This window comes from Streptomyces sp. NPDC006283 (genome assembly GCF_040613325.1).
Taxonomy (GTDB): domain Bacteria; phylum Actinomycetota; class Actinomycetes; order Streptomycetales; family Streptomycetaceae; genus Streptomyces.
Genome location: NZ_JBEXRZ010000028.1, coordinates 11,589 through 33,297 on the forward strand (window position 1 = coordinate 11,589; position 21,709 = coordinate 33,297).

At 71.3% G+C, this 21,709-nt stretch carries 19 protein-coding genes and 1 riboswitch; of the genes, 4 read left to right on the forward strand and 15 right to left on the reverse strand.

From position 1 onward, the window contains the following. The first annotated feature begins 151 nt into the window (after positions 1-151). Positions 152-2,047, forward strand: a complete 1,896-nt coding sequence (locus ABZ070_RS08835) for an AAA family ATPase (protein ID WP_356631468.1) — start codon at positions 152-154, stop codon at positions 2,045-2,047. Between the two features lie 13 nt (positions 2,048-2,060). Here ABZ070_RS08835 and ABZ070_RS08840 read toward each other — a convergent pair whose 3' ends face one another. The 11 genes from ABZ070_RS08840 to ABZ070_RS08890 all read right to left on the reverse strand — a co-directional run bounded on the left by ABZ070_RS08840 (position 2,061) and on the right by ABZ070_RS08890 (position 12,368). Continuing rightward, positions 2,061-3,179, reverse strand: a complete 1,119-nt coding sequence (locus ABZ070_RS08840) for a hemolysin family protein (RefSeq protein WP_356631470.1) — start codon at positions 3,177-3,179, stop codon at positions 2,061-2,063. Continuing rightward, positions 3,176-4,528: a hemolysin family protein gene (locus ABZ070_RS08845; protein WP_356631472.1), complete on the reverse strand. Its 1,353-nt coding sequence runs from the start codon at positions 4,526-4,528 to the stop codon at positions 3,176-3,178. Before ABZ070_RS08845 ends, ABZ070_RS08840 begins: the two co-directional genes overlap by 4 nt. 189 nt (positions 4,529-4,717) lie before the next feature. Then, positions 4,718-5,176 (reverse strand): PH domain-containing protein, encoded by a 459-nt coding sequence (locus ABZ070_RS08850; RefSeq protein WP_356631474.1) that lies wholly within the window; start codon positions 5,174-5,176, stop codon positions 4,718-4,720. A gap of 12 nt (positions 5,177-5,188) precedes the next feature. Beyond that, positions 5,189-6,037 carry an ATP phosphoribosyltransferase gene (gene hisG / locus ABZ070_RS08855; RefSeq protein ID WP_356631476.1) on the reverse strand — a complete coding sequence of 283 codons (849 nt, stop codon included), beginning with the start codon at positions 6,035-6,037 and terminating at the stop codon, positions 5,189-5,191. A 52-nt stretch (positions 6,038-6,089) separates the two neighbouring features. After that, a complete protein-coding gene (locus ABZ070_RS08860; RefSeq protein WP_356631478.1) occupies positions 6,090-6,362 on the reverse strand; it encodes a phosphoribosyl-ATP diphosphatase in 273 nt (90 codons plus the stop codon). Positions 6,363-6,395: 33 nt separating this feature from the next. Next, entirely contained in the window at positions 6,396-6,881 is a 486-nt protein-coding gene (ribH, locus tag ABZ070_RS08865) for a 6,7-dimethyl-8-ribityllumazine synthase (protein WP_005319993.1), read from the reverse strand. Positions 6,882-6,970: 89 nt separating this feature from the next. After that, the gene (locus ABZ070_RS08870) at positions 6,971-8,308 is read right to left on the reverse strand and encodes a bifunctional 3,4-dihydroxy-2-butanone-4-phosphate synthase/GTP cyclohydrolase II (protein ID WP_356631480.1); all 1,338 of its coding nucleotides are present in this window, start codon (positions 8,306-8,308) and stop codon (positions 6,971-6,973) included. After that, positions 8,305-8,958, reverse strand: coding sequence for a nicotinamide mononucleotide transporter family protein (locus ABZ070_RS08875; RefSeq protein WP_356631482.1), 654 nt, complete (start codon positions 8,956-8,958; stop codon positions 8,305-8,307). The genes ABZ070_RS08870 and ABZ070_RS08875 overlap by 4 nt, the downstream gene beginning before the upstream one ends. Further along, positions 8,955-9,563 (reverse strand): riboflavin synthase, encoded by a 609-nt coding sequence (locus ABZ070_RS08880; protein ID WP_356631484.1) that lies wholly within the window; start codon positions 9,561-9,563, stop codon positions 8,955-8,957. The genes ABZ070_RS08875 and ABZ070_RS08880 overlap by 4 nt, the downstream gene beginning before the upstream one ends. Then, positions 9,564-10,658, reverse strand: coding sequence for a bifunctional diaminohydroxyphosphoribosylaminopyrimidine deaminase/5-amino-6-(5-phosphoribosylamino)uracil reductase RibD (gene ribD, locus ABZ070_RS08885; protein ID WP_356631486.1), 1,095 nt, complete (start codon positions 10,656-10,658; stop codon positions 9,564-9,566). A gap of 158 nt (positions 10,659-10,816) precedes the next feature. Continuing rightward, positions 10,817-10,947: riboswitch (FMN riboswitch) on the reverse strand. Positions 10,948-11,195: 248 nt separating this feature from the next. After that, a complete protein-coding gene (locus ABZ070_RS08890) occupies positions 11,196-12,368 on the reverse strand; it encodes an ROK family transcriptional regulator (protein ID WP_356631488.1) in 1,173 nt (390 codons plus the stop codon). A gap of 107 nt (positions 12,369-12,475) precedes the next feature. Here ABZ070_RS08890 and ABZ070_RS08895 point away from each other — a divergent pair, with 107 nt between their 5' ends. From ABZ070_RS08895 to ABZ070_RS08905, 3 genes are all read left to right on the forward strand, one after another. Next, positions 12,476-13,690, forward strand: a complete 1,215-nt coding sequence (locus ABZ070_RS08895; protein ID WP_356631490.1) for an MFS transporter — start codon at positions 12,476-12,478, stop codon at positions 13,688-13,690. 488 nt (positions 13,691-14,178) lie between these two features. Continuing rightward, positions 14,179-15,633 (forward strand): solute carrier family 23 protein, encoded by a 1,455-nt coding sequence (locus ABZ070_RS08900; RefSeq protein ID WP_356631492.1) that lies wholly within the window; start codon positions 14,179-14,181, stop codon positions 15,631-15,633. Positions 15,634-15,788: 155 nt separating this feature from the next. Next, on the forward strand, positions 15,789-16,493 hold the full coding sequence (locus tag ABZ070_RS08905) for a DUF5995 family protein (RefSeq protein ID WP_356631494.1): 705 nt from the start codon (positions 15,789-15,791) through the stop codon (positions 16,491-16,493). A 94-nt stretch (positions 16,494-16,587) separates the two neighbouring features. On the opposite strand, the gene ABZ070_RS08910 is transcribed toward ABZ070_RS08905, so the two are convergent. From ABZ070_RS08910 to ABZ070_RS08925, 4 genes are all read right to left on the reverse strand, one after another. Next, positions 16,588-18,282, reverse strand: coding sequence for an NAD(P)/FAD-dependent oxidoreductase (locus tag ABZ070_RS08910; RefSeq protein ID WP_356631496.1), 1,695 nt, complete (start codon positions 18,280-18,282; stop codon positions 16,588-16,590). Positions 18,283-18,339: 57 nt separating this feature from the next. Further along, positions 18,340-19,134 (reverse strand): carbon-nitrogen hydrolase family protein, encoded by a 795-nt coding sequence (locus ABZ070_RS08915; RefSeq protein ID WP_356631498.1) that lies wholly within the window; start codon positions 19,132-19,134, stop codon positions 18,340-18,342. 378 nt (positions 19,135-19,512) lie between these two features. Further along, positions 19,513-19,965, reverse strand: a complete 453-nt coding sequence (locus tag ABZ070_RS08920; RefSeq protein WP_356631500.1) for an Lrp/AsnC family transcriptional regulator — start codon at positions 19,963-19,965, stop codon at positions 19,513-19,515. A gap of 98 nt (positions 19,966-20,063) precedes the next feature. After that, the gene (locus ABZ070_RS08925; protein WP_356631502.1) at positions 20,064-21,518 is read right to left on the reverse strand and encodes an amino acid permease; all 1,455 of its coding nucleotides are present in this window, start codon (positions 21,516-21,518) and stop codon (positions 20,064-20,066) included. Positions 21,519-21,709: the final 191 nt, after the last annotated feature.

Consider the following 21,709-nt stretch of genomic DNA (forward strand, 5'->3'; position numbering starts at 1 on the left):
CGATGCACCCCTGTGGGCACCCCCCATGACCGTCAGGTCGTAGGGGGAGGGTCAATTCCCTTCCGTGGCAAGGCCGTTCCGGCCGCGATCGCGGCGTCCACCGGCGCGACATCACTGGTGCACCGTTTGTGGGGGGAAGTGGGGGGACCCTATGGACATCGGCACGCAGGGCGTACGGACGCCGGCGGACCTCGCCTGGGTGCGTGGCGTGGACGCCTGCACGATGGGCGCGTACCCGCAGGCCGAGGAGGAGTTCCGCACGGCCGTCGGGCTCGACCCCGGCATGGCGGACGGCTGGCTGGGCCTGCACGCCCTGCGCGTCGACACGGCCACCGCCCTGCTGCACATGTACCGCAATCGCGACCGCTTCGGCGAGCAGCGGACCCGGCACCGCCGCACCCTCAACTCCTGGTACTGGCTGGGGTGGTGGGTGCAGCCCGTGCTGGAGAGCCCGCGCGACCTGCTGCTCGCGCACGCCTCCCACTGGCTCGACGGCCGGCATGTGCCCGAGCTCGACCGGGCGCTCGCCGCGCTGCCGCCCGTCGACACCGATCCGCAGGTACGGTTCCTGCACGCCTGCCGGGCCTACCTGGTCAAGGACTGGGAGCAGCTCGTACGCCACACGGAGCCGCTGGTCGACGATCCGCTGCTGGGTGTCGAGGCCGGGCTCTTCGGCGGCATGGCGCGGGTGCGGCTGGAGATGTACGGGCAGGCGGAACCGCTGCTGTCCGCCGCCCTGATGCGCTGCCGCAGCGAGCAGCCGCAGCGCAAGGAGCTGCGGTACTGGCTGGCGCGGGCGCACGAGGGCACCGGCCGCAGCGCGGCGGCACTGCCGCTGTACCGCGCGGTGCACCGTATCGACCCGGCTTTCATGGACACGTCCGCGCGGCTGGCGGCCATCGCCGAGTACGACGGGATCGACGGCTACGACGACTCGATGGGCCTGGCCGCCGTGGCCCTCGGCGGGTTCGCCGGCGACACCGCCGACTCCCAGCTGGACAAGGACCCGCCGCCGCTCCCGGAGCCTCGCCTCGGAGGTGATCTTGGCGGGCAGCTGCCGGGGGGCGCACCGACGGCGCCGGCCGAGGGACGACGGCGCAAGCCGGCCGTCCCGGAGCGGTCCGCTCCCCCGCCGTTCCCCGCCGGGCCCACCGATCCGGTGCTGCTGGCCGGAGCACTGGCGGAGCTGGAGCGGATGGTGGGGCTCGAGCCGGTGAAGCGGCAGGTGAAGGCCCTGTCCGCGCAGCTGGAGATGGCGCGGCTGCGGGCGGGGCAGGGGCTGCCCGTACAGCCGCCGAAGCGCCACTTCGTCTTCTCGGGACCCTCCGGCACGGGCAAGACAACCGTCGCCCGCATCCTCGGGCGGGTGTTCTACGCCCTGGGGCTGCTCGGCGGCGATCATCTGGTGGAGGCCCAACGGTCCGACCTGGTCGGTGAGTTCCTCGGTCAGACGGCGGTGAAGGCCAATGAGCTGATCGACTCGGCGCTGGGCGGGGTGCTCTTCGTGGACGAGGCCTACAGCCTCTCCAACTCCGGCTACAGCAAGGGCGACGCGTACGGCGACGAGGCGCTGCAGGTGCTGCTCAAGCGCGCCGAGGACAACCGCGACCATCTGGTCGTCATCCTGGCCGGCTACCCGGAGGGCATGGACCGGCTGCTCGCCACGAACCCGGGACTGTCCTCCCGCTTCACCACACGCGTCGACTTCCCCTCCTACCGGCCGCTCGAGCTGACCGCCATCGGCGGGGTGCTGGCGGCGGACAACGGCGACGTGTGGGACGAGGAGGCGCGGGACGAGCTCCGCTCGATCAGCGCGCATGTGGTCGACCAGGGGTGGATCGACGAGCTGGGCAACGGACGCTTCCTGCGCACGCTGTACGAGAAGAGCTGCGCCTACCGTGATCTGCGGCTGACCGGTTACCCGGGCCCGCCGACCCGCGAGGACCTCGCCACCCTGCGGCTGCCCGACCTGATGCAGGCGTACGGGGAGGTCCTGTCGGGCCGCGGTCCGGTGGGCCGGGGCCCGACGGATCCTCCCCTCGGCTGATCCCTGCGAGCGGTCAGCCGTTCACGAGCGCCTCGGAGGAAGCCGGGTCGGCGAGGACGGGCTCGGCGGCGGGAACGGGGCGCGGCGTCCTCGGCACGCCGACCCGGTGGGCCGGATCGCGCACCTCGCCGACCAGCAACTCCAGTACGTCCTCCAGCGCGACCAGGCCGAGCACCCGGCCCGACGCGTCGGCGACCTGCGCCAGATGGGTCGCCGCCCGGCGCATGACGGCGAGCGCGTCGTCCAGCGGCAGTTCGGCGCGCAGGGTCGCCATCGGGCGCCAGACGTGCTGGGGCACGGCGCGCTCCCCGTCCTCGAGGTCCAGCACGTCCTTCACATGCAGGTACCCCATGAACGGGCCGCCGCCCTCGGCGCAGACCGGGAAGCGGGAGTAGCCGGTGCGGACCGTGCACTCCTCGATCTGTCGCGGGGTGACCGACGGAGCGACGGTGACCAGCGCCGAGCGCGGGATCAGGACGTCGGTGACCGGGCGGCTGCCCAGCTCGAGTGCGTCCTCGAGCCGCTCCTGCTCGGCGGGCTCCAGCAGCCCCGCCTGGCCCGCGTCCTCCACCAGCCGGCCCAGCTGCACGCTGGTGAAGACGGCCTCCACCTCGTCCTTCGGTTCCACCCCGAAGGCGCGCAGCACCAGCCGGGCGCAGGCGCCGAGGCCGGTGGTGACGGGCCGGCAGAGCCGGGCGAAGCCGACCAGTGCGGGGCTGAGCCACAAGGCGGTCCGCTCCGGCGCCGCCATGGCCAGGTTCTTCGGCAGCATCTCGCCGACGACGAGGTGCAGGAAGACGACGACGGCCAGGGCGATCACATAGCCCAGCGGATGGACGAGCCCCTCCGGCACGTGGGCCGCGTGGAAGACGGGCTCCAGCAGGCGGGCCACGGTCGGTTCGGCGACCGCACCGAGGGTGAGGGAGCAGACGGTGATGCCGAACTGGGCGGCCGCCATCATCTGCGGCAGGTTCTCCAGACCGTGCAGCACCCGGCGGGCCCGCGACGAGCCCTGTGCCGCGAGCGGTTCGATCTGGCTGCGGCGTACCGACACGAGGGCGAACTCGGCGCCGACGAAGAAACCGTTCGCCAGGACCAGCAGAAGGGCGAACAGCAGTTGCAGGGCGCTCATCGGACCGTCCCCGCGACCGGGCCCGTCAGCACCGGGACGTCGGCGGTGCGCACCAGGCGCACCCGCTCGGCACGGTAGCGGCCCACCTGGCGCACCGACAGCCGCCAGCCGGGCAGTTCGGCGCGGTCGCCGGGGGCGGGGATGCGTCCGAGCAGATCGGCGACGAGGCCGGCGACCGTCTCGTACGGTCCGTCCGGCACATCGAGGCCTATGCGGCGCAGGGTCAGCACACGGCAGCTGCCGTCGGCCTCCCACGCGGGCCGTCCGTCCTCGGAGCCGACAGGTGCCAGCTCGGGCCGGGCGTCCGCCTCCGCGTCGTGCTCGTCGCGGACCTCGCCGACGATTTCCTCGACGATGTCCTCGAGGGTGACGACACCGGCCGTGCCCCCGTACTCGTCGACGACGACGGCTATGGGCTGTTCGCTGCGCAGCCGCTCCAGCAGCTGCTGGACCGGAAGGGTCTCCGGCACCAGGAGCGGGGCGACGGCGATCTGTTCGACGCGGACCCTGCTGCGCTCCTGTGAGCGAACGGCGAGTGCGTCTTTCAGATGCACCATCCCGACGATCTCGTCGATGCGCTCCCGGTAGACGGGGAAGCGGGACAGCCCCGTGGCGCGGGTGAGGTTGAGGACGTCGGCCGCGGTGGCGCCCGTCTGCAGGGCACTCACCTTCACCCGAGGGGTCATCACATGCTGCGCGGCCAGATGCCCGAGGGCCAGGGTCCGCACGAACAGGTCGGCGGTGTCCTGTTCCAGCGCACCGGCCCGCGCCGAGTGGCGGGCCAGTGCCACCAGCTCGCCGGGGGTGCGGGCGGACGCCAGCTCCTCCGCGGGCTCGATGCCGGTCAGCCGTACGAGACGGTTGGCGGCCGCGTTCAACAGGGTGATGACCGGGCGGAAGACGGCCGAGAAGGCGGTCTGCGGGCCGGCGACGAAGCGGGCCACCTGGAGCGGCCTGGACACCGCCCAGTTCTTGGGGACCAGTTCGCCGATCACCATCTGGACGGCCGAGGCCAGCAGCATGCCGATGGCCACCGCGACCCCGGGCACAGCCCCTTCGGGCAGCCCGGTCGCGGCCAGCGGCCCGTCGAGCAGACCGGCGAGAGCGGGCTGCGCGAGCATGCCCACGACGAGCGAGGTGATGGTGATGCCGAGTTGCGTGCCGGAGAGCTGGAAGGACAGCTCGCGCAGCGCCGTGACGACGCGTCGGGCGTGGCGGTCGCCCTCGGCCGCGGCGCGCTCGGCGTCCGGGCGCTCCACCGTGACGAGCCCGAACTCGGCGGCTACGAAGAAGCCGTTGGCCAGGATGAGAAGAAACGCTGCGGCGAGCAGCAGAAGCGGGATGATCATGCCGCCGCCTCCTGGGAGAGGGCGGCGCAGGTACTACCGGACGATCCGTCCATTGCTGGAGGGAGTCACTCCTCGGGTCGCAGGGTCCCCCGCCGGCCTCGGGGCCGCGTGGTGCGGGGCGGGGCGCACTCGGCGCCGCCGCGCACCAGAGTAATCAAGCCACGGCCGGGGAGGCAGGGGCAATGCCGGTCAGGGTGCGTCCGGGCGGGTGCCACGCGCCTCCGCGAGGGCACGCAGCGAGCGGGCGTCGTCGATCGCGCGGGCCTTGGCGATGCCCGGCTGGATGCCCAGCACCGGCAGGCTCGTGCCGTCGCTGAGGTCGAGGAACACCCATGGGTCGCCGGACCGCAGATTCACCCGCAGGATCTGCGCCCACGCCAGCCGGCGCGTACGGGTGAGGTTGACGACGGTCACCCCGTCGTCGTCGGCGACGACTTTGGGCCGGCTCAGCAGCACGAGCACACCGAAGAAGAGCAGCGCCGTGAAGACGAAGCTGATCCGCTCGGGCGGGCTGAGCCGGTCGAGGAGCATGGACATCGCGGTGACCACGGTGAACATGGCGACGCCCACGGTCAGCAGGACGATCCGGGTACGGGTCGGCCGGAACGTGACGGGGAGGGCGGGAGGCGGCTGCGGGGTGGTGGACATGGTCGGGCGTCCTCAGAGGCGGCAGGCGTGGATGGCCGTGGTGAGGATGGCCCGCGCGCCGAGGGCGTACAGGTCGTCCATGATCCGCTGGGCCTCCTTGGCGGCGACCATGGAACGCACCGCGACCCAGCCCTCGTGGTGCAGGGGTGAGATCGTCGGGGACTCGAGGCCCGGGGTCAGGGCGACGGCCTGCTCGAGGTTCTCGACGCGGCAGTCGTAGTCCATCATCACGTAGCTGCGGGCGACGAGGACGCCCTGGAGGCGGCGCAGGAACTGCTGCACCTGGGCGTGCTCGGGGTCGGCGCCGGTGCGCCGGATGACGACCGCCTCGGAGGTCATGATCGGCTCGCCGATGACCTCGAGGCCGGCGTTGCGAAGGCTGGTGCCGGTCTCGACGACGTCGGCGATGACCTGGGCGACGCCGAGCTCGATGGCCGTCTCGACGGCGCCGTCGAGGTGGACGACGGAGGCGTCGATGCCGTTGTCGGCGAGGTGCTTGGCGACGATGCCCTCGTAGGAGGTGGCGATCGTCATGCCGCCGAATTCCTCGACGCCCTTCGCGGTGCCGGGCTTGGTGGCGTAGCGGAAGGTGGAGCGGGCGAAGCCGAGCTGGAGGATCTCCTCGGCGTTCGCTCCGGAGTCGAGCAGCAGGTCGCGGCCGGTGATGCCGATGTCGAGCTTGCCGGAGCTCACGTAGATCGCGATGTCACGCGGGCGCAGGTAGAAGAACTCGACCTCGTTCTCGGGGTCGACGAGGACGAGCTCCTTCGACTCCTTGCGCTGCTGGTAGCCGGCCTCATGGAGCATCGCCGACGCAGGTCCGGACAGTGAACCCTTGTTGGGGACGGCGATGCGCAGCATGAGACGGGCTTCCTTTGTTCGTGTGACGGGTGACTACGGAAGAGGCGGGCGGCTAGAGGTGGGCGTAGACGTCGTCGAGGGAGATGCCCCGCGCGACCATCATCACCTGGACGTGGTACAGCAGCTGGGAGATCTCCTCCGCGGCGGCGTCCTTGCCCTCGTACTCGGCGGCCATCCACACCTCGGCGGCCTCTTCGACGACCTTCTTGCCGATGGCATGGACACCCTTGCCCACCAGCTCGGCGGTGCGGGAGGTGGCGGGGTCGCCTTCGGCGGCCTTCTGCTGGAGCTCGGCGAAGAGCTCCTCGAACGTCTTATTGGACATGGTGGTCCCAGACTACGCGGAAGTGGCCGCTGTTCAGCGCCAGGGTTCGGATACTGAACGCAGGATGGTCGCCGTGGCCACGGCCGCCGTGACGGCCTCATGGCCCTTGTCCTCGTTCGACCCCTCGATTCCGGCCCGGTCGAGCGCCTGCTCCTCGGTGTCACAGGTCAGCACGCCGAAGCCGATGGGGACGCCGGTGTCGACGGAGACCTGGGTCAGCCCCTGGGTGACGCCCTGGCACACGTACTCGAAGTGGGGTGTGCCGCCGCGGATGACGACGCCGAGGGCGACGATCGCGTCGTAGCCGCGGCCCGCCAGCACCTTGGCGACGACGGGCAGCTCAAAACTGCCGGGCACGCGCAGCAGCGTCGGCTCGTCGATGCCGAGCTCGTGCAGTGCGCGCAGGGCGCCGTCGACGAGGCCGTCCATGACCTTCTCGTGCCACTGGGCCGCGATCACCGCCACCCGCAGGTCGCCGCAGTTGCGGACGGACAGTTCGGGCGCACCCTTGCCGCTCATGGTTCTCCTAGCCGTACTAGCCGTGTGTGTCTTGCCGGCCGCGCGGAACCCGTCTTGCCGGTCGCGCGGAACTACTGGTTGCCGCGGAACTACTGGTTGCCGCAGGTCGTCGCGGTGGCCGCGTCGAGCCAGGGCAGGTCGTGGCCCATCCGGTCGCGCTTGGTGCGCAGGTACCGGAGGTTGTGTTCGCCGGCCTGGACGGGCATCGACTCGCGTCCGAGGACGGTGATGCCGTGCCTGACGAGGGCGGCGGACTTGTCGGGGTTGTTGGTCATCAGCCGCACGCTGCGCACCCCGAGGTCCTCGAGAATCTGCGCGCCGGCGCCGTAGTCGCGGGCGTCGGCGGGCAGGCCGAGTTCGAGGTTGGCGTCGAGGGTGTCCCGGCCGCGCTCCTGGAGCTCGTACGCGCGCAGCTTGGACAGCAGGCCGATGCCCCGGCCCTCGTGGCCACGCAGGTAGACGACGATTCCGCGGCCGGCCTCCGCGATGCGCTCCATGGAGGCGTTGAGCTGCGGGCCGCAGTCGCAGCGCAGCGAGTGGAAGATGTCGCCGGTGAGGCATTCGGAGTGGACGCGCACCAGGACGTCCTCGCCGTCGCCGATGTCGCCGTGAACCAGCGCGACATGCTCGATTCCGTCGACGGTCGAGCGGTATCCGAAGGCCGTGAACTCTCCGGCGGAGGTGGGCAGGTGGACCTCGGCCTCGCGCTTGACGGTCGGCTCGGAGCTGCGGCGGTAGGCGATCAGGTCCTCGATGGAGATGATCGTCAGACCGTGCTTGCGGGCGAACGGGACCAGTTCGGGCAGTCGCAGCATCACGCCGTCCTCGCCGGCGATCTCCACGATCGCGCCGGCCGGGCGCAGTCCCGCGAGGCGGGCGAGGTCGACGGCGGCCTCGGTGTGTCCGGGGCGGGTGAGAACGCCGCCGGGCTTCGCGCGCAGTGGGAAGACGTGGCCGGGCCGTACGAAGTCGGCGGGGCCCGTCCGGCCGCCGGCCAGCAACTGGAGGGTGGTGGCGCGGTCGGCGGCGGAGATGCCGGTGGTGACGCCGTAGGCGGGTCCGGCGTCGACGGAGACGGTGAAGGCGGTCTGCATCGACTCGGTGTTGCGGCCGACCATCTGGGGCAGTTCGAGCCGCTCCAGCTCGTCGTTCTCCATGGGGGCGCAGATCAGGCCGCGGCACTCGCTCATCATGAACGCGACGACCTCGGGCGTGGCCTTCTCCGCGGCGATGACGAGGTCGCCCTCGTTCTCCCGGTCCTCGTCGTCGACGACCACGACCGGCCGGCCGGCGGCGATGTCACGGACGGCCTGCTCGACGGGGTCGAGCGAGAGGTCCTCGACGCTGTCGGTGGAGTACCAGGTCTGATGCACAGGGGCGGCGCGCAGCGCCTCGGGCAGGGTGGGGGATGACGGGCGGGCGGTCATGCTGCCGCTCCTTCCAGGGTGGGCTCGGCGCTCGTCCGGGAGCGCAGCCACCAGTCGCGCAGGCCCCACAGGACGAGCGCGCCGTAGACGACGTAGACGAAGCCGGAGAAGGCGAATCCGTTGGCGAAGTTGAGCGGGACGCCGACCAGGTCGACGAGCAGCCAGGCGAACCAGAACTCGACCATGCCGCGCGCCTGGGCGAACATGGCGACGAGGGTGCCGACGAAGATGTACGCGTCGGGCCACGGGTCCCACGACAGCGACGGGTACAGGGTGAACAGGCCGCCGACGGCGAGGGTTCCGACAACGGCGCCGCCCAGCAGGTAGCCGCGCTCGCGCCAGGTCGCGAACCTGACGGCGATCGAGCCGTCCTGCGCCTGCTGCCGGCCGCGGGTCCACTGCCAGTAGCCCCAGGCCGCGACGGCCATCACGACGACCTGCTTGCCGGCGCTACCCGTCAGATGGGACGAGGCGAAGGCGACGAAGAGGATGACGCCGGAGACGAACTGGGCGGGCCAGGTCCATATGGAGCGCCGCCAGCCGAGCGCGAGGGCGACCAGACCGACGATGTTGCCGATCATGTCGGACCACTTGATGTGCTGGTCGAAGGCGGTGAAAGCCTCGGAGTTGAGCCAGGACACGGCGCTCACTTCGCACTCTCCTCGGCGTTCGCGCCGAGCAGCCGCTCGACGTACTTGGCGATGACGTCCACCTCGAGGTTGACCGGGTCGCCGGGCTGCTTGATGCCGAGCGTGGTCAGCGCGAGCGTGGTGGGGATGAGGCTGATCGTGAAGGAGTCAGGTCCCGCTTCGACCACGGTAAGGCTGACGCCGTCAACCGTGATCGAGCCCTTCTCGACAACGTATCGAGCGAGCCCGGAGGGCAGCGAGATCCTGACGATCTCCCAGTTCTCCGAGGGGGTGCGCTCGATGACGGTGCCTGTGCCGTCGACGTGGCCCTGGACGATGTGGCCGCCGAGCCGTGCGCCGACGGCGGTGGGGCGCTCGAGGTTGACCCGGGAGCCCGGCCGCAGCGCGCCGAGGCTGGAGCGCTTCAGCGTCTCCGCCATCACGTCGGCGGTGAACTCGCCGTCGCCGGACTCGACGACGGTCAGGCACACGCCGTTGACGGCGATGGAGTCGCCGTGCTTCGCGTCCTCGGTGACGATCGGGCCGCGCAGGCGGAAGCGGGACGAGTCGCCGAGGTCCTCGACGGCGGTGACCTCACCCAGTTCTTCGACGATTCCGGTGAACACTCAAGCTCCCTTGGGGACGGTCGCGGTGACGCGCAGGTCGGGGCCGATGCGGACGGTCTGTGTCACGTCGAGCCGCAACGCTTCGGTGATGGTGGTGATTCCGGCGTCGGCGAGGGCGGCGGGGCCCGCGCCGAGGAGTACGGGGGCGATGTAGCCGATGACGCGGTCGACGGCGCCGGCGGCGACGAAGGATCCGGCGAGGGTCGGGCCGCCTTCGAGGAGTACGGAGCGGATTCCGCTCTCGTGCAGGGCGCGGAGGAGCTCCGGGACGTCGATCCCGCGAGATCCGCGCTTCAGGGTCCACACCTCGCGGGCTCCGGTCCGGGTGAACTCCTCGGGCTCGAGGTCGTCGGCGACGACGACCACGGTGTCGGCCGCGTCGTCCAGGACCCGGGCACCGGGCCGCACCGCGGCGGCCTCGGTGTCGACGACGACGCGCAGCGGCTGGGCGGCGCCTTCGATGCCGCGGGCCGCGAGATGGGGGTCGTCGGAACGCATCGTGCCGGAGCCGACCACGACCGCGTCGGACTCGGCGCGCAGCCGGTGGACGTCGGCACGGGACTCGGGAGAGCTGATCCAGCGGCTGCTGCCGTCCGCGGCCGCGATGCGGCCGTCGAGGGTGGCGGCGTACTTCCAGGTGACGTACGGGCGGCCGAGGCGCGCGGAGGTGAGCCAGGCGATGTTGCCGGCTTCGGCCTCTTCCTCCAGCAGACCGTGACCGACCTCGACGCCGGCCGCGCGCAGCGTGTCCGCGCCGCCGGTGGCCTGCGGGCTCGGGTCGCCGACCGCGTACACGACGCGGGCGACACCGGCCTCGATCAGGGCCTGGGCACAGGGGCCGGTGCGGCCGGTGTGGTTGCAGGGCTCGAGGGTGACGTACGCGGTGCCGGCACGGGCGAGGCCGCCGGCTGCTCGGAGGGCGTGGATCTCGGCGTGCGGTCCGCCGGCGCGCTGGTGGTAGCCCTCGCCGACGACGTGTCCCGAGGCATCGGTGATGACGCACCCGACGACCGGGTTGGGGCTGGTGGAGCCGAGTCCGCGGGCGGCGAGCGTGATCGCTCGACGCATCGCGTCGGTGTCGGCTGCGGTGGCCACCGGATCCTCCTGCCTCTTCGGGCACGGACTCCGGGGCCTGTCGATGACGACAGAGAGCGGAAGAACACCAGGGTTAGGGACGCCTACGCCGAATGCGACGGCCGCCCGTGGAAACGGCGACCGACAGACGGCCGGCGAACACCTGCCGGTGTCACCCGCCGCGCACTGCCTCCCATCCGGACTTTAACCGTCGGTCCAGGAATTTCACCTGGTCAACCGGCCGCTGGCTGCGGACGGGTCGCGGACTGTAACCGCCGGTTCGGAATTGCACCGACCCCGGAGTGCGCTGCTGCTGATACAGGGCCAGTGTGCCACGTCTCCCGCTGGGCCATGCGGGTGATTGCTGTGGACTGGCTCACAAGCACATACGGACCGGGGCTGCCCAGGCGCCGCCGACGGGCCCACCCGGCCCCGTCGGCGTTCGAGTCGCCGGCTTCGGGGCGGAGCGCCGGCAAGTGCGCACGCCCCGGCCCCACGGTATGGGAGTCGCGGGGTTCGGGGCGCGCCAACAGCGCACGTCGCAGCCCCGCCCACCCGTCACCCCGTCGCCGCGAACAGTTCCCCCCGCGCCGCCTCCCCCGCCGTCAGCAACGCCCCGCTCAGTACCGCCTCTCCGCCCAGCGCCCCCGCCCGGACATCCGTGCGCAGCGGTGAGATCTCCGTCAACCGCTCTTCCACGCACGACGCCAGAGCCTCGCCCCCCGCATGCCCGACCTCTCCACCGAGGACGACGAACCCCGGGTCCAGCACCGAGGCGACCGCTGCCGCACCGATGGCGAGGCGGTGGGCGAGGGCGTCGAGGAAGTCGTCACGACTCCCGGCCACGGCCGCCCTGACGACGCCCGCGGCGGGCGGCTCCGGTGTCCTGGGGGCGCCGGCGATCCCGTACTCCTCCCCCAGCGCGCAGATCGCCGCCGACCCGGCCAGCGAGTGGAAGCCGCCTCCGCAGTCGACCGCGGAGGGCATGGCCGCCGTTCCCGGCACCGGCAGGAAGCCGATCTCGCCCGCGCCGCCGGACGCCCCTCTGCGCAGCCGGCCGTCGAGGAAGATGCCCGCGCCGATGCCGTGTCCGAGCCAGAGGTAGGCGAAGGTGTCGCGGCCACGCGCCGCGCCGAGGCGCTGTTCGGCGAAGGCCGCGAGGTTGGTCTCGTTCTCGACGATCACTCGGGCGGGCAGCCGGTCCTGGAGGGCCGCGACGAGCATGCGGTGCCAGGCGGGGAGGCCGGTGGTGGTGCGGAGTTCGCCGTCGGTGGGGTCGACGAGGCCGGGCGCGCCGATGCAGACGCTGTGCAGACGGGTGGCGCCGGCGCCGGCCGCCGTTCTTTCCACCAGGGCGGCGGCCCGGTCGACCGTGGGCCCGGGGTCCACGTCGCCACCGATGGGCAAGGAGGCCTCGGCGAGCCGGGCGCCGAGGAGGTCGGTGACAACGACGGTCACGCTCTGGGTTCGCACGTCGAGTGCGGCGAGGTGCGCACGGTCGGCGACGATTCCGTAGAGCCTGGCGTTCGGTCCGCGCCGCTGCGCGCCCGCCTCGCCGACCACCTGGATGAGGCCCGATCCCTGGAGCCTGTCGACGAGATCGGCGACGGTGGGCCGGGACAGGCCGGTCATGGTCTTCAGCTGTCCTGCCGTCAACGGACCCTCGTGCTGGAGCAGTTCCAGGGCGTGTCGGTCGTTGATGGCCCGGGCTGTGCTCGGAGATGCGGGCATGCCGGAATCCTTCCAGACGAGCGGATCGGCCTGTCGGACAGCAACACTATTTATCAGGCAAGGTTCCTGATAGTTTACCTCCCACGTTCTCGGGGAGGGGTATTCGCATGTCGAGCGAGCCGGTCGTCGGGCTGCGGCAGCTGAGGCGCGCCCGCCTCGCCGTAGCCGCCGTCTTCTGTGTGCACGGCGCCGTGACCGGCAGCTTCGCGACGCGCATCCCGTGGATCCAGGACCATGCCGCGGTCGGCGCCGGTCAGCTCGGCCTCGCGCTCGCGTTCCCGGCAATCGGCGCGTCCGTCGCGATGCCGCTGGCCGGGGCGATCAGCCACCGCTTCGGCGCGCGCACCGCACTGCGTGGGCTGCTCGCGCTGTGGACCATGAGCCTGGTCCTGCCGTCGTTCGCACCGAACCTGTTCGCCCTGTGCGCCGCGCTGTTCGTCTACGGCGCGACCTCGGGGATGTCCGACGTGGCGATGAACGCCCTGGGCGTGGAGACCGAGAACCGTCTCGACCGCTCGATCATGTCCGGCCTGCACGGCATGTGGAGCGCGGGCGCGCTCATCGGCTCCGCGGGCGGCACACTCGCCGCCCATCTGGGCAGCGACGCACGGCTGCATCACACCCTGGCGGCCCTGACGCTGACCGCGCTCGGGCTGATCGCCTGTCAGGGCGTACTGGACCTGCGCAGCTCCGCCGACGAGGAGCCGCCGCCCCGGTTCGCCCTTCCTCCGAAGTCGGCGCTGGTCATCGGCGCGATCGGTTTCTGCGCGGTGTTCGCGGAAGGGGCGAGCCTTGACTGGTCCGCGGTCTACCTGAGGGATGTACTGGACACGTCACCGGGTCTCGCGGCGGCGTCGACCACGGCATTCGCACTGACGATGGCGGTGGCGCGGCTCGCCGGAGACCGGATCGTGGACCGTTTCGGTTCGGTGCGGACCGTGCGGGTCGGCGGTGTGCTGGCGACGATCGGCGGACTGATGGTGGTGCTCGCGCCACATCCGGCACTCACCCTCTGCGGATTCGCGCTCATCGGTCTCGGTGTCGCCGTGGTCGTACCGCTCGCCTTCGCCGCGGCCGGCCGCAGCGGGCCGAATCCGAGTCAGGCGATCGCCGGCGTCGCCACCATCACCTACACCTCGGGCCTGATCGCCCCGTCCGCGATCGGCGCGGTCGCCGACGCGACGAGCCTGGTCGTGTCGTTCGGTCTGGTGACTGTTCTGGCGTTCGGTCTGGTGCTCGGTGCCGGTGTGCTGCGCTCGGCCGGGCGGGAGAGCGTGAAGGCCGGCTCCGTGGAGCAGGCGGTTCAGGACCGGCGGCCCTGAACCGCCCGCCCACGCGGCGTGTACCGCACGGTGCCCGCGCCAGCGACCCCTCGTCCTCCAGGCGCCGCCGGCCGGGCCGGCGGCGCCTGTCGACTCGGCCGACGACCGAGTCGAACTGCTCCCCGGCGGCAGCGCCCAGCGGTCGCCTCCGGACGGCGTCTCCAGCAGCAGCGGAACCGCGGCCTTGGGCCTGCGGTCCCCCGCGTCGGCCGCGGCATGGACGATGGCATCCCCGCGTACCGGTGGAACCCGGACCCGGGCTGCGGCCAGGAAGCAGCGTCGGTGGCGATCGGCAGCAGATGCCGACGAGCCGGCCCACCCACCTAATCTCCATCTGCATGAACCATATTCATGTACAAAACCGCGCGAACGCAGGGTGACCTGGTGGCGGTGATCACGCCGCGGGCGTGATTCACGGATGGAAGCCGATCCGGCCATGGCCGTTAGCATTGCGCCGATCATCGACGACCGAAGAAGTGGAGCGGCCCGTGAACCTCGGCGTGCGCTGGACCCTGCACGGCGACGGGCGGACCCCCGCTCCAGGCGCCGTCGTACGACCCGACGAGCGACTGTCCTGGCCCCGCACGGCGGGCCTGGGCGCCCAGCACGTGGTGGCGATGTTCGGTGCGAGCTTCGTGGCGCCGGTCCTCATGGGGCTGGATCCGAACCTGGCGATCATGATGTCGGGCGTCGCGACCGTGATCTTCCTGCTGGCGACCCGCGGCAAGGTGCCCAGCTATCTCGGCTGCTCGCTCTCCTTCGTCGGCGTGGCGGCGGCGATCCGGGCCTCCGGCGGCGACAGCGCCACCGTGACCGGCGCGGTGCTGGTCGTCGGCGCCGCGCTCTTCGTCGCCGGTCTCGCCGTGCAGCGCTTCGGTGCGCGGATCATCCACGCCGCGATGCCGCCGATCGTCACCGGCGCTGTCGTCATGCTCATCGGTTTCAACCTCGCGCCGGTGACCGCCTCGACGTACTGGCCGCAGGACCAGTGGACCGCGTTGCTGGTGATGCTCTTCACCGGCCTCGCCGTGGTGTGCCTGCGGGGCTTCTTCTCCCGTATCGCGATCTTCCTCGGCCTGATCTTCGGCTATGCCCTGTCCTGGGCACTGGACCTGGTCTTCGGGCAGATCCACTCCCCCGCCGGCGGCGCGGAGGCCGTGGACCACTGGCGGCTCGACCTGTCCGCCGTCGCCGACGCCGACTGGCTCGGGCTGCCCTCGTTCCACGCGCCGAGCTTCGAGTGGTCGGCGATCCTGGTCGCCCTGCCCGTCGTGATCGCGCTCATCGCCGAGAACGCAGGCCACGTCAAGGCGGTCGGCGAGATGACCGGCGACCCTCTCGACGACAAGCTGGGCACCGCGATCGCCGCCGACGGCGCCGCCTCCATGCTCTCCACCGCCGTCGGCGGCCCGCCGAACACCACCTACTCCGAGAACATCGGCGTCATGGCCGCGACCCGCGTCTACTCCACGGCCGCCTACTGGGCCGCTGCGGGCTTCGCTCTGCTCTTCGGCCTCTGCCCGAAGTTCGGAGCGGTCGTCGCCGCCATCCCCGGCGGAGTGCTCGGCGGCATCACGGTGATCCTCTACGGCATGATCGGACTGCTCGGAGCGCAGATCTGGATCAACGCGAAGGTGGATCTGCGCAACCCGCTGAACCTGGTGTCGGCCGCGGCGGGCATCATCATCGGCGTCGGCGGCGTGAGCCTGAAGATCACCGACAACTTCGAGCTGGGCGGCATCGCACTCGGAACCATCGTCGTCATCACCGGTTACCACGTACTGCGCGCCTTCGCCCCCGCCCACATGAAGGAGCGGATGAAGGAGGAGGAGCCCCTGCTGGACTCCGGCACCTCCTCCTACGACGCCGAGTCCGGCAGTACATCCCTGGACGCGGGTGGCACCGACGCGGGCGGAACGGACGCGGGCGGAACGCACCGCTGAGGCGTCGAGCCGTGGAGCTCGGGACCCGGGCGGCGGGGCTCGGGCCGCGGGGCTCGGGGCTCGGGGCCCGGGGCCCGGTGGCGAAACGTCCCTCTTTTCGGGGAAGCTCCGGCCCGTCACCGCGCCCGCGGGCCGGGGGCTGGGACGCTGCCCCCATGGCGCAGACGGAACAGTTCGCGGTGCGGCCTCAGTGCGCTCCGGCGGCGGTCGACCCCGTGGTGGAGCGGATGCTCGCGTTCGGCACCGCGTGGCCGGCGAGCGACGGGGTCGCCGTGTTCAACCGGGTCTATCTGGCGGTCACCGAGGAGATCGTCCGGCACGTCGATGCCGGCCGGTTCCCGGACCGGCGAGCCGCCGTCACCCTCGACGTGCTGTTCGCCCGCCGCTACCTGACGGCCGTGGACGCGGCCACCGAGGGCCTGCGTCCGCCCGCCTGCTGGCGACCGCTGTTCCAGTACCGCCGCCACCCCGGCGTGCGGCCCCTGCAGTTCGCCCTCGCGGGGATCAACGCGCACATCGGGCACGACCTCGCGCTCGCCGTGGTGGACACCTGCCATGCGCTCGGCTGCGAACCCGCAGATCTGGAAGGCGAGTTCGACCGCGTCGGCGACATCCTCGTCCTGCTCGAGGAACGGATCCGGGAGGATCTGATGCCCGGCCCCGATCTGCTCGAGATCGCCGACCCGCTGACGCATCTTGTGGGCGCCTGGAGCCTCGAGCGGGCCCGTGACGGCGCCTGGTCGGCGGCGCGGCTGCTGTGGGGGCTGCGGGAGCTGCCGGACCTCGCCGGCGAGTTCACCGAGCGTCTTGACGCGGGCGTCGGCCTGGTCGGGCGCTGCCTGCTGACCCCCTGGCGCTGAACGGTGCGAGCGGGACGCCCCATCGCTGAGCCGTGCCACCGCTGACGCCCTGGTCGCCGGCCCCTGAGGCGCCGGCGACCAGGGCGCCCCACCGTCAGTCCTCGGGCAGTTCGACCGGCGCGATCTCGTCGTAGAGGTCGCCCGGGCCGGGGTTCGACGGGTCGGTCGTACCGCCGAAGTGGTTCATCACGCCCCACACCGCGTTGAGCGCCGTCTGCACGGCGCCCTCCGCCCAGCCGGCCGTCCATGAGATGTCGTCACCTGCGAGGAAGATGCCGCGCTTGTCCTCGGGGAGCCGGTCCTGCATGAAGTGGGTGAACAGGCGCCGCTGGTAGCGGTAGTGGCCGGGCAGGTTGGCCTTGAAGGCGCCCATGAAGAACGGCTCGTTCTCCCATGACACCGTGACCGGGTTGCCGATGATGTGGCTGCGGATGTCGACGTTCGGGTAGATCTCGCCGAGCGACTTGAGCATGACCTCCATCCGCTCGTTCGCGGACAGGGGCAGCCACTTCAAGCTGTCGTCGCACCAGGTGTAGGAGAGGCAGATGACGGCCGGCTTGTCGGGACCGTTGTCCAGCAGATACGTGCCGCGGGTCATCCGGTCGGTGAGCGTCATCGACATGGTGTCGCGCCCGGTGGTCTCGTCCTTGTCCAGCCAGAACGGCCGGTCGACCGGCACGAACAGCTTGGAGGACTCCATGTAGTGGGTCCGCTCCATCGCCGTCCAGTGGTCGATGGGGAAGAGCGAGTCGTCACAGGCGATCTTGGACAGCAGCATCCACGACTGGGCCGTGAAGATCGCTGCCCGGTACGTGCGGATGTCGCCGGACGCGTCCGTGACGGTGATGCGGTTGCCGGCGGTCCGGTTGAGCCGGGTGACGGCCGGGCGCGGGTCGCCGTCGTGCAGGGTGGACAGCGACGTGCCGGTCGGCCAGTGCACGATCTTGGCGGGCTCGCGCTCCCACAGGCGCAGCGGCAGCTGCTGGCTGCCCTCGACGATGCCACGGTGGTGGTCGTCGGCCTCCGAGTAGACGACCCGCAGGATCTCCAGGATGGAGTTGGGGAAGTCGGTGTCCCAGCCGCCGGTGCCGAAGCCGACCTGTCCGAAGATCTCGCGGTGCCGGAACGACTTGAACGCCTCGGAGTCGCAGAGAAAGCCGTAGAACGTCTGGTTGTCGAACTTCTCGACGAGCTTGGCCCAGATCTCGCGGATGCGCGGGACGTCGCGCTCGCGCATGGCCTGGTTCATGTCGGAGAAGTCGGCGCCCTCCTCCAGGCAGGCGTTCCACGCGTCCATCACGTCGCGGTAGACCTGCGGCAGGTCCTCGATGGTCTCCGCGTAGTGCGACTCGCCCTTGAGGTCCACGACGGTCGACGGCGTGGAGGGGGCGAGCGGGTTGGGGAACGGCTGGGTGGTCAGACCCACCAGGTCGATGTAGTGCTGCAGCGCCGTGGACGACGGCGGGAAGCGCATCGCGCCCATCTCGGCGGAGAGCTCCGGGTCGCAGCCGTCGAAGCCGACCGTACGGAGCCGGCCTCCGATCCGGTCCGCCTCGTAGACGACCGGCTTGAGCCCCATCTTCATCAGCTCGTACGCGGCGACGATGCCGGAGAGGCCGCCGCCGATGACCGCGACCTCGGCGCCGTGCTCGGTCGCGGGTATCTGGCCGATGCCCGCGGGGTGGGCCAGGAAGTCGTCGTAGGCGTACGGGAAGTCCGGACCGAACATGGTGATCGGCGGCGACGCGTCGCTGTGCTGGACGGCGGTGGTGGGCACCGTGGACGTCATGGGGTGCGGACTCCTTGCGGGGAAAGTGAAGCGGTGGGGCGGTGGGGCGGGAGGGCGTCAGATCAGGGAGCCGTACAGGCCGGGACGCCGGTCGCGCAGATACGGGTTGTTCTCGCGCGAGGAGATCAGCAGCTCGGGGTCGACGTCACCGATCACGAGCTCCTCGCCTCGGCCGGCGCGGGTGCGTACGGCGCCGTCGGGGCTCGCGAGGCAGCTCAGCCCGACGAACTCGAACTCCCCTTCCTGGCCGGTCCTGTTGACGTACGCGACGTACATCTGACTCTCGAAGGCACGGACCGGGACGAGGGACTCGGCGACGAACTGGAAGGGATGCATCTGCGCGGTGGGCACCAGCAGCAGGTCGGTACCGGCGAGCGCATGCGCCCGGACGTTCTCCGGGAACTCCACGTCGTAGCAGATGAGCAGGCCGATGCGGATGCCGTCGAGTTCCGCCTGGACGACGGGCCGGTCGCCGGGGGTGAACCACTTCTGCTCGAAGCAGCCGAACAGGTGCGTCTTGCGGTAGTTCGCGAGGCGCGCGCCGGACGCGTCGATCAGCTGGGCGGAGTTGTGGATCACCCCGCCCGCCCGTTCGGGATAGCCGTACAGCACGGCGATGTCGTGGCGGGCGGCGATCTCGGCGACAGCGGCGGCGCCTGGCCCGTCGGCGGGTTCGGCCAGCTTCGACACGTCGTCACCGATCGCGTAGCCGGTGAGGAACATCTCGGGGCAGACGAGCAACCCCGCGCCCGCCGCGGCGGCACGCCCCGCTGCCTCGTCCAGCACCTTCAGGTTCTCCGCGACCGAGCCCGGACGGCCGGAACTCTGGAGCAGGGCGGTGCGCAGGGGCATGGGTGACCTCGGGCATGGGGCAGGTGAACGGGAGACGACTAAAAGGTACGGTCCGGCGCTCGGCCCGGACAAGGCGCGACCGTTGCGCGCGGCCGGTCGATCCGTTGCGTCGTGTGCCGGTAGGGCGGCGATTCGTTGCGCGCCCCGTCGTGCCTGGTCACGCAGGTGGTCAGGCAGGACCGTCCGACCGAGGTCGTCCCCCGGGCAGCACGCCGCCCGCCGCGCGGGCGGGACGGCTCCCGCCCGCGGTCCGATGTGCCGCGACGGCTGGGGCGCAAGTGTCGGCCGCGTCCGAGAACCTGCCGAGGGGGCTCCATGGAACACACCTCGGAAGCCGGCCTTCCAGGGCCCGTCCGCGGGAGGGCCTGTTCGCGGGCGTTACGCGGGCGCGCCCGAGGAGAACCGCCGCAGCAGCGGGGAGAGCACCAGGACCGACTTGGTGCGCTCCACGAACGGTTCACCCGCGATGCGTTCGAGTACCCGCTCGAAGTGGCGCATGTCGGAGGCGAAGACCTGGACGATCGCGTCCGCCTCACCGGTGACGGTGGAGGCGGACGCGATCTCCGGGTAGCGCTTGAGGCCGCGCTCGATCGCCTCCGGCGACGTGTTGCGGCTGCAGTAAATCTCGATGAACCCCTCGGTGGCCCATCCGAGCGCCTTCGGGTCGACCCGTACGGTGAAGCCGGTGATGGCCCCTTCGGCGCGCAACCGGTCGACCCGCCGTTTCACCGCGGGGGCGGAGAGCCCCACCATGGCGCCGATGTCGGCGTAGGAGCGGCGGGCGTCCTCCGCCAGGGCGTGGACGATGCGCTCGTCGAGGTCGTTCAGCAACTTCTCACACCATGCTCGGTCCCTGCCGGGAAGCGAGGGCTTCCCGGTCAGGAGAAGTATCCATCAGGGACATGGGGGACATGGTCCCTCGCCGGCCCTCAGCGCAGGGCCGACCTGCGCATGCCGTAGCCGAAGTAGACCGCGAGTCCCACCGCCATCCAGACGCCGAACACGATCCAGGTGATGGTGTCGAGGCTGAACATCATCCACACGCAGAACGCGAAGCCGATCGCCGGGAACAGCGGCGAAAGCGGCACCCGGAAGGTCCGCTTCATCTCCGGGCGGGTCCGGCGGAGCACCACGACCGCCACGTTGACGAGAGCGAACGCGAACAGGGTGCCGATGCTGGTGGCGTCGGCCAGCCGTCCGAGGGGGACGGCGGCCGCCAGGCCTCCGCAGAAGAGCGAGACGATGATCGTGTTGGCGCGGGGCGCGCCGGTCTTCGTGTGCACCCGGGAGAACACCTTGGGCACCAGGCCGTCGCGCGACATGGCGAACAGGATGCGGGTCTGCCCGTACAGCACGGTCAGGACGACGCTGGCGATGGCGATGACCGCTCCGGCGGCGAGCAGCACGGCCCAGAAGCTCTGGCCGGTGACGTCCTCCATGATCCCGGCCAGCGCGGCCTCGGACTCGCCGAAGCCCTTCCACGGGCGGGCTCCTACGGCGACGGCCGCGACCAGGACGTAGAGCGCGGTGACGATCAGCAGCGAGAGCATGATGGCGCGCGGCAGGTCCCGCTGCGGGTTCTTCGCCTCCTCGCCCGCTGTGGAGGCGGCGTCGAAGCCGATGTACGAGAAGAACAGCGACGCTCCGGCCGCGCTGACGCCGGCCATACCGAGCGGCATGAAGTTCTCGTAGTTGCCGCTGCGGAAGCCCTGGACACCCACGGCGCAGAAGAGCACCAGGGCCGCGATCTTCACGATCACCATGACGGTGTTGGCCCGGGCGCTCTCACGGGCACCGCCGAGCAGGAAGACCATGGCCAGCAGCACGACGATCAGCGCGGGCAGATTGAAGAAGCCGCCGTCGCCCGGCGGCGCGGACACGGCCTCGGGGATGGTGACGCCGAGGGTGCCGTCGAGGAGTTCGTTGAGGTACTCGCCCCAGCCGACCGCGACGGCGGCGACCGAGACCCCGTACTCGAGGATCAGGCACCAGCCGCAGACCCAGGCGACGAGTTCGCCCATCGTCGCGTAGGCGTACGAGTAGGAGGAGCCGGCGACGGGGATGGTGCCGGCCAGCTCGGCGTACGACAGGGCCGAGAACAGCGCGGTCAGCCCGGCGATCACGAACGCGACGGTGACGGCGGGGCCGGCCTTGGGAACCGCTTCGCCGAGTACGACGAAAATGCCCGTACCGAGCGTGGCACCGATGCTGATCATGGTCAGCTGCCACATGGACAGTGAACGGCGCAGCGCGCCGCCCTCTCCCTGCCCGCCTTCCGCCACGAGGCGCTCGACGGGCTTGCGCCGCATCAGCCGGGCGCCCGGTCGCGGGCTCCTGTCGGGCGACGGGTCGGTCGCGGGTGGCGCTGCGCCGAGGTCCTGCACGTCGGGGCTCCTTCATCGCTGCGGATCGGCGGGGGCGGGCCCGCGGCGGCCCGCGAGCATGCCTGAAGAAGCCCATGCATGGGTGAAGGGACCGCCGAGCAGACGGTCGCCGCCACTCCTGGTACGGGGGTCGAGCCTACGAGTCCGCTGCTCACGGCCGTAATGCATCGTTGTTGCGCATCGGCGGACGA

Coding starts and splice junctions, on each gene's coding strand:
- ABZ070_RS08835 (WP_356631468.1), top strand. CDS start 152: ATGGACATCGGCACGCAGGGCGTACGGACGCCGGCGGACCTCGCCTGG.
- ABZ070_RS08905 (WP_356631494.1), top strand. CDS start 15,789: ATGGCGCAGACGGAACAGTTCGCGGTGCGGCCTCAGTGCGCTCCGGCG.
- ABZ070_RS08910 (WP_356631496.1), bottom strand. CDS start 18,282: ATGACGTCCACGGTGCCCACCACCGCCGTCCAGCACAGCGACGCGTCG.
- ABZ070_RS08850 (WP_356631474.1), bottom strand. CDS start 5,176: ATGTCCACCACCCCGCAGCCGCCTCCCGCCCTCCCCGTCACGTTCCGG.
- hisG (WP_356631476.1), bottom strand. CDS start 6,037: ATGCTGCGCATCGCCGTCCCCAACAAGGGTTCACTGTCCGGACCTGCG.
- ABZ070_RS08845 (WP_356631472.1), bottom strand. CDS start 4,528: ATGATCATCCCGCTTCTGCTGCTCGCCGCAGCGTTTCTTCTCATCCTG.
- ABZ070_RS08840 (WP_356631470.1), bottom strand. CDS start 3,179: ATGAGCGCCCTGCAACTGCTGTTCGCCCTTCTGCTGGTCCTGGCGAAC.
- ABZ070_RS08890 (WP_356631488.1), bottom strand. CDS start 12,368: ATGCCCGCATCTCCGAGCACAGCCCGGGCCATCAACGACCGACACGCC.
- ribH (WP_005319993.1), bottom strand. CDS start 6,881: ATGAGCGGCAAGGGTGCGCCCGAACTGTCCGTCCGCAACTGCGGCGAC.
- ABZ070_RS08915 (WP_356631498.1), bottom strand. CDS start 19,134: ATGCCCCTGCGCACCGCCCTGCTCCAGAGTTCCGGCCGTCCGGGCTCG.
- ABZ070_RS08870 (WP_356631480.1), bottom strand. CDS start 8,308: ATGACCGCCCGCCCGTCATCCCCCACCCTGCCCGAGGCGCTGCGCGCC.
- ABZ070_RS08860 (WP_356631478.1), bottom strand. CDS start 6,362: ATGTCCAATAAGACGTTCGAGGAGCTCTTCGCCGAGCTCCAGCAGAAG.
- ABZ070_RS08895 (WP_356631490.1), top strand. CDS start 12,476: ATGTCGAGCGAGCCGGTCGTCGGGCTGCGGCAGCTGAGGCGCGCCCGC.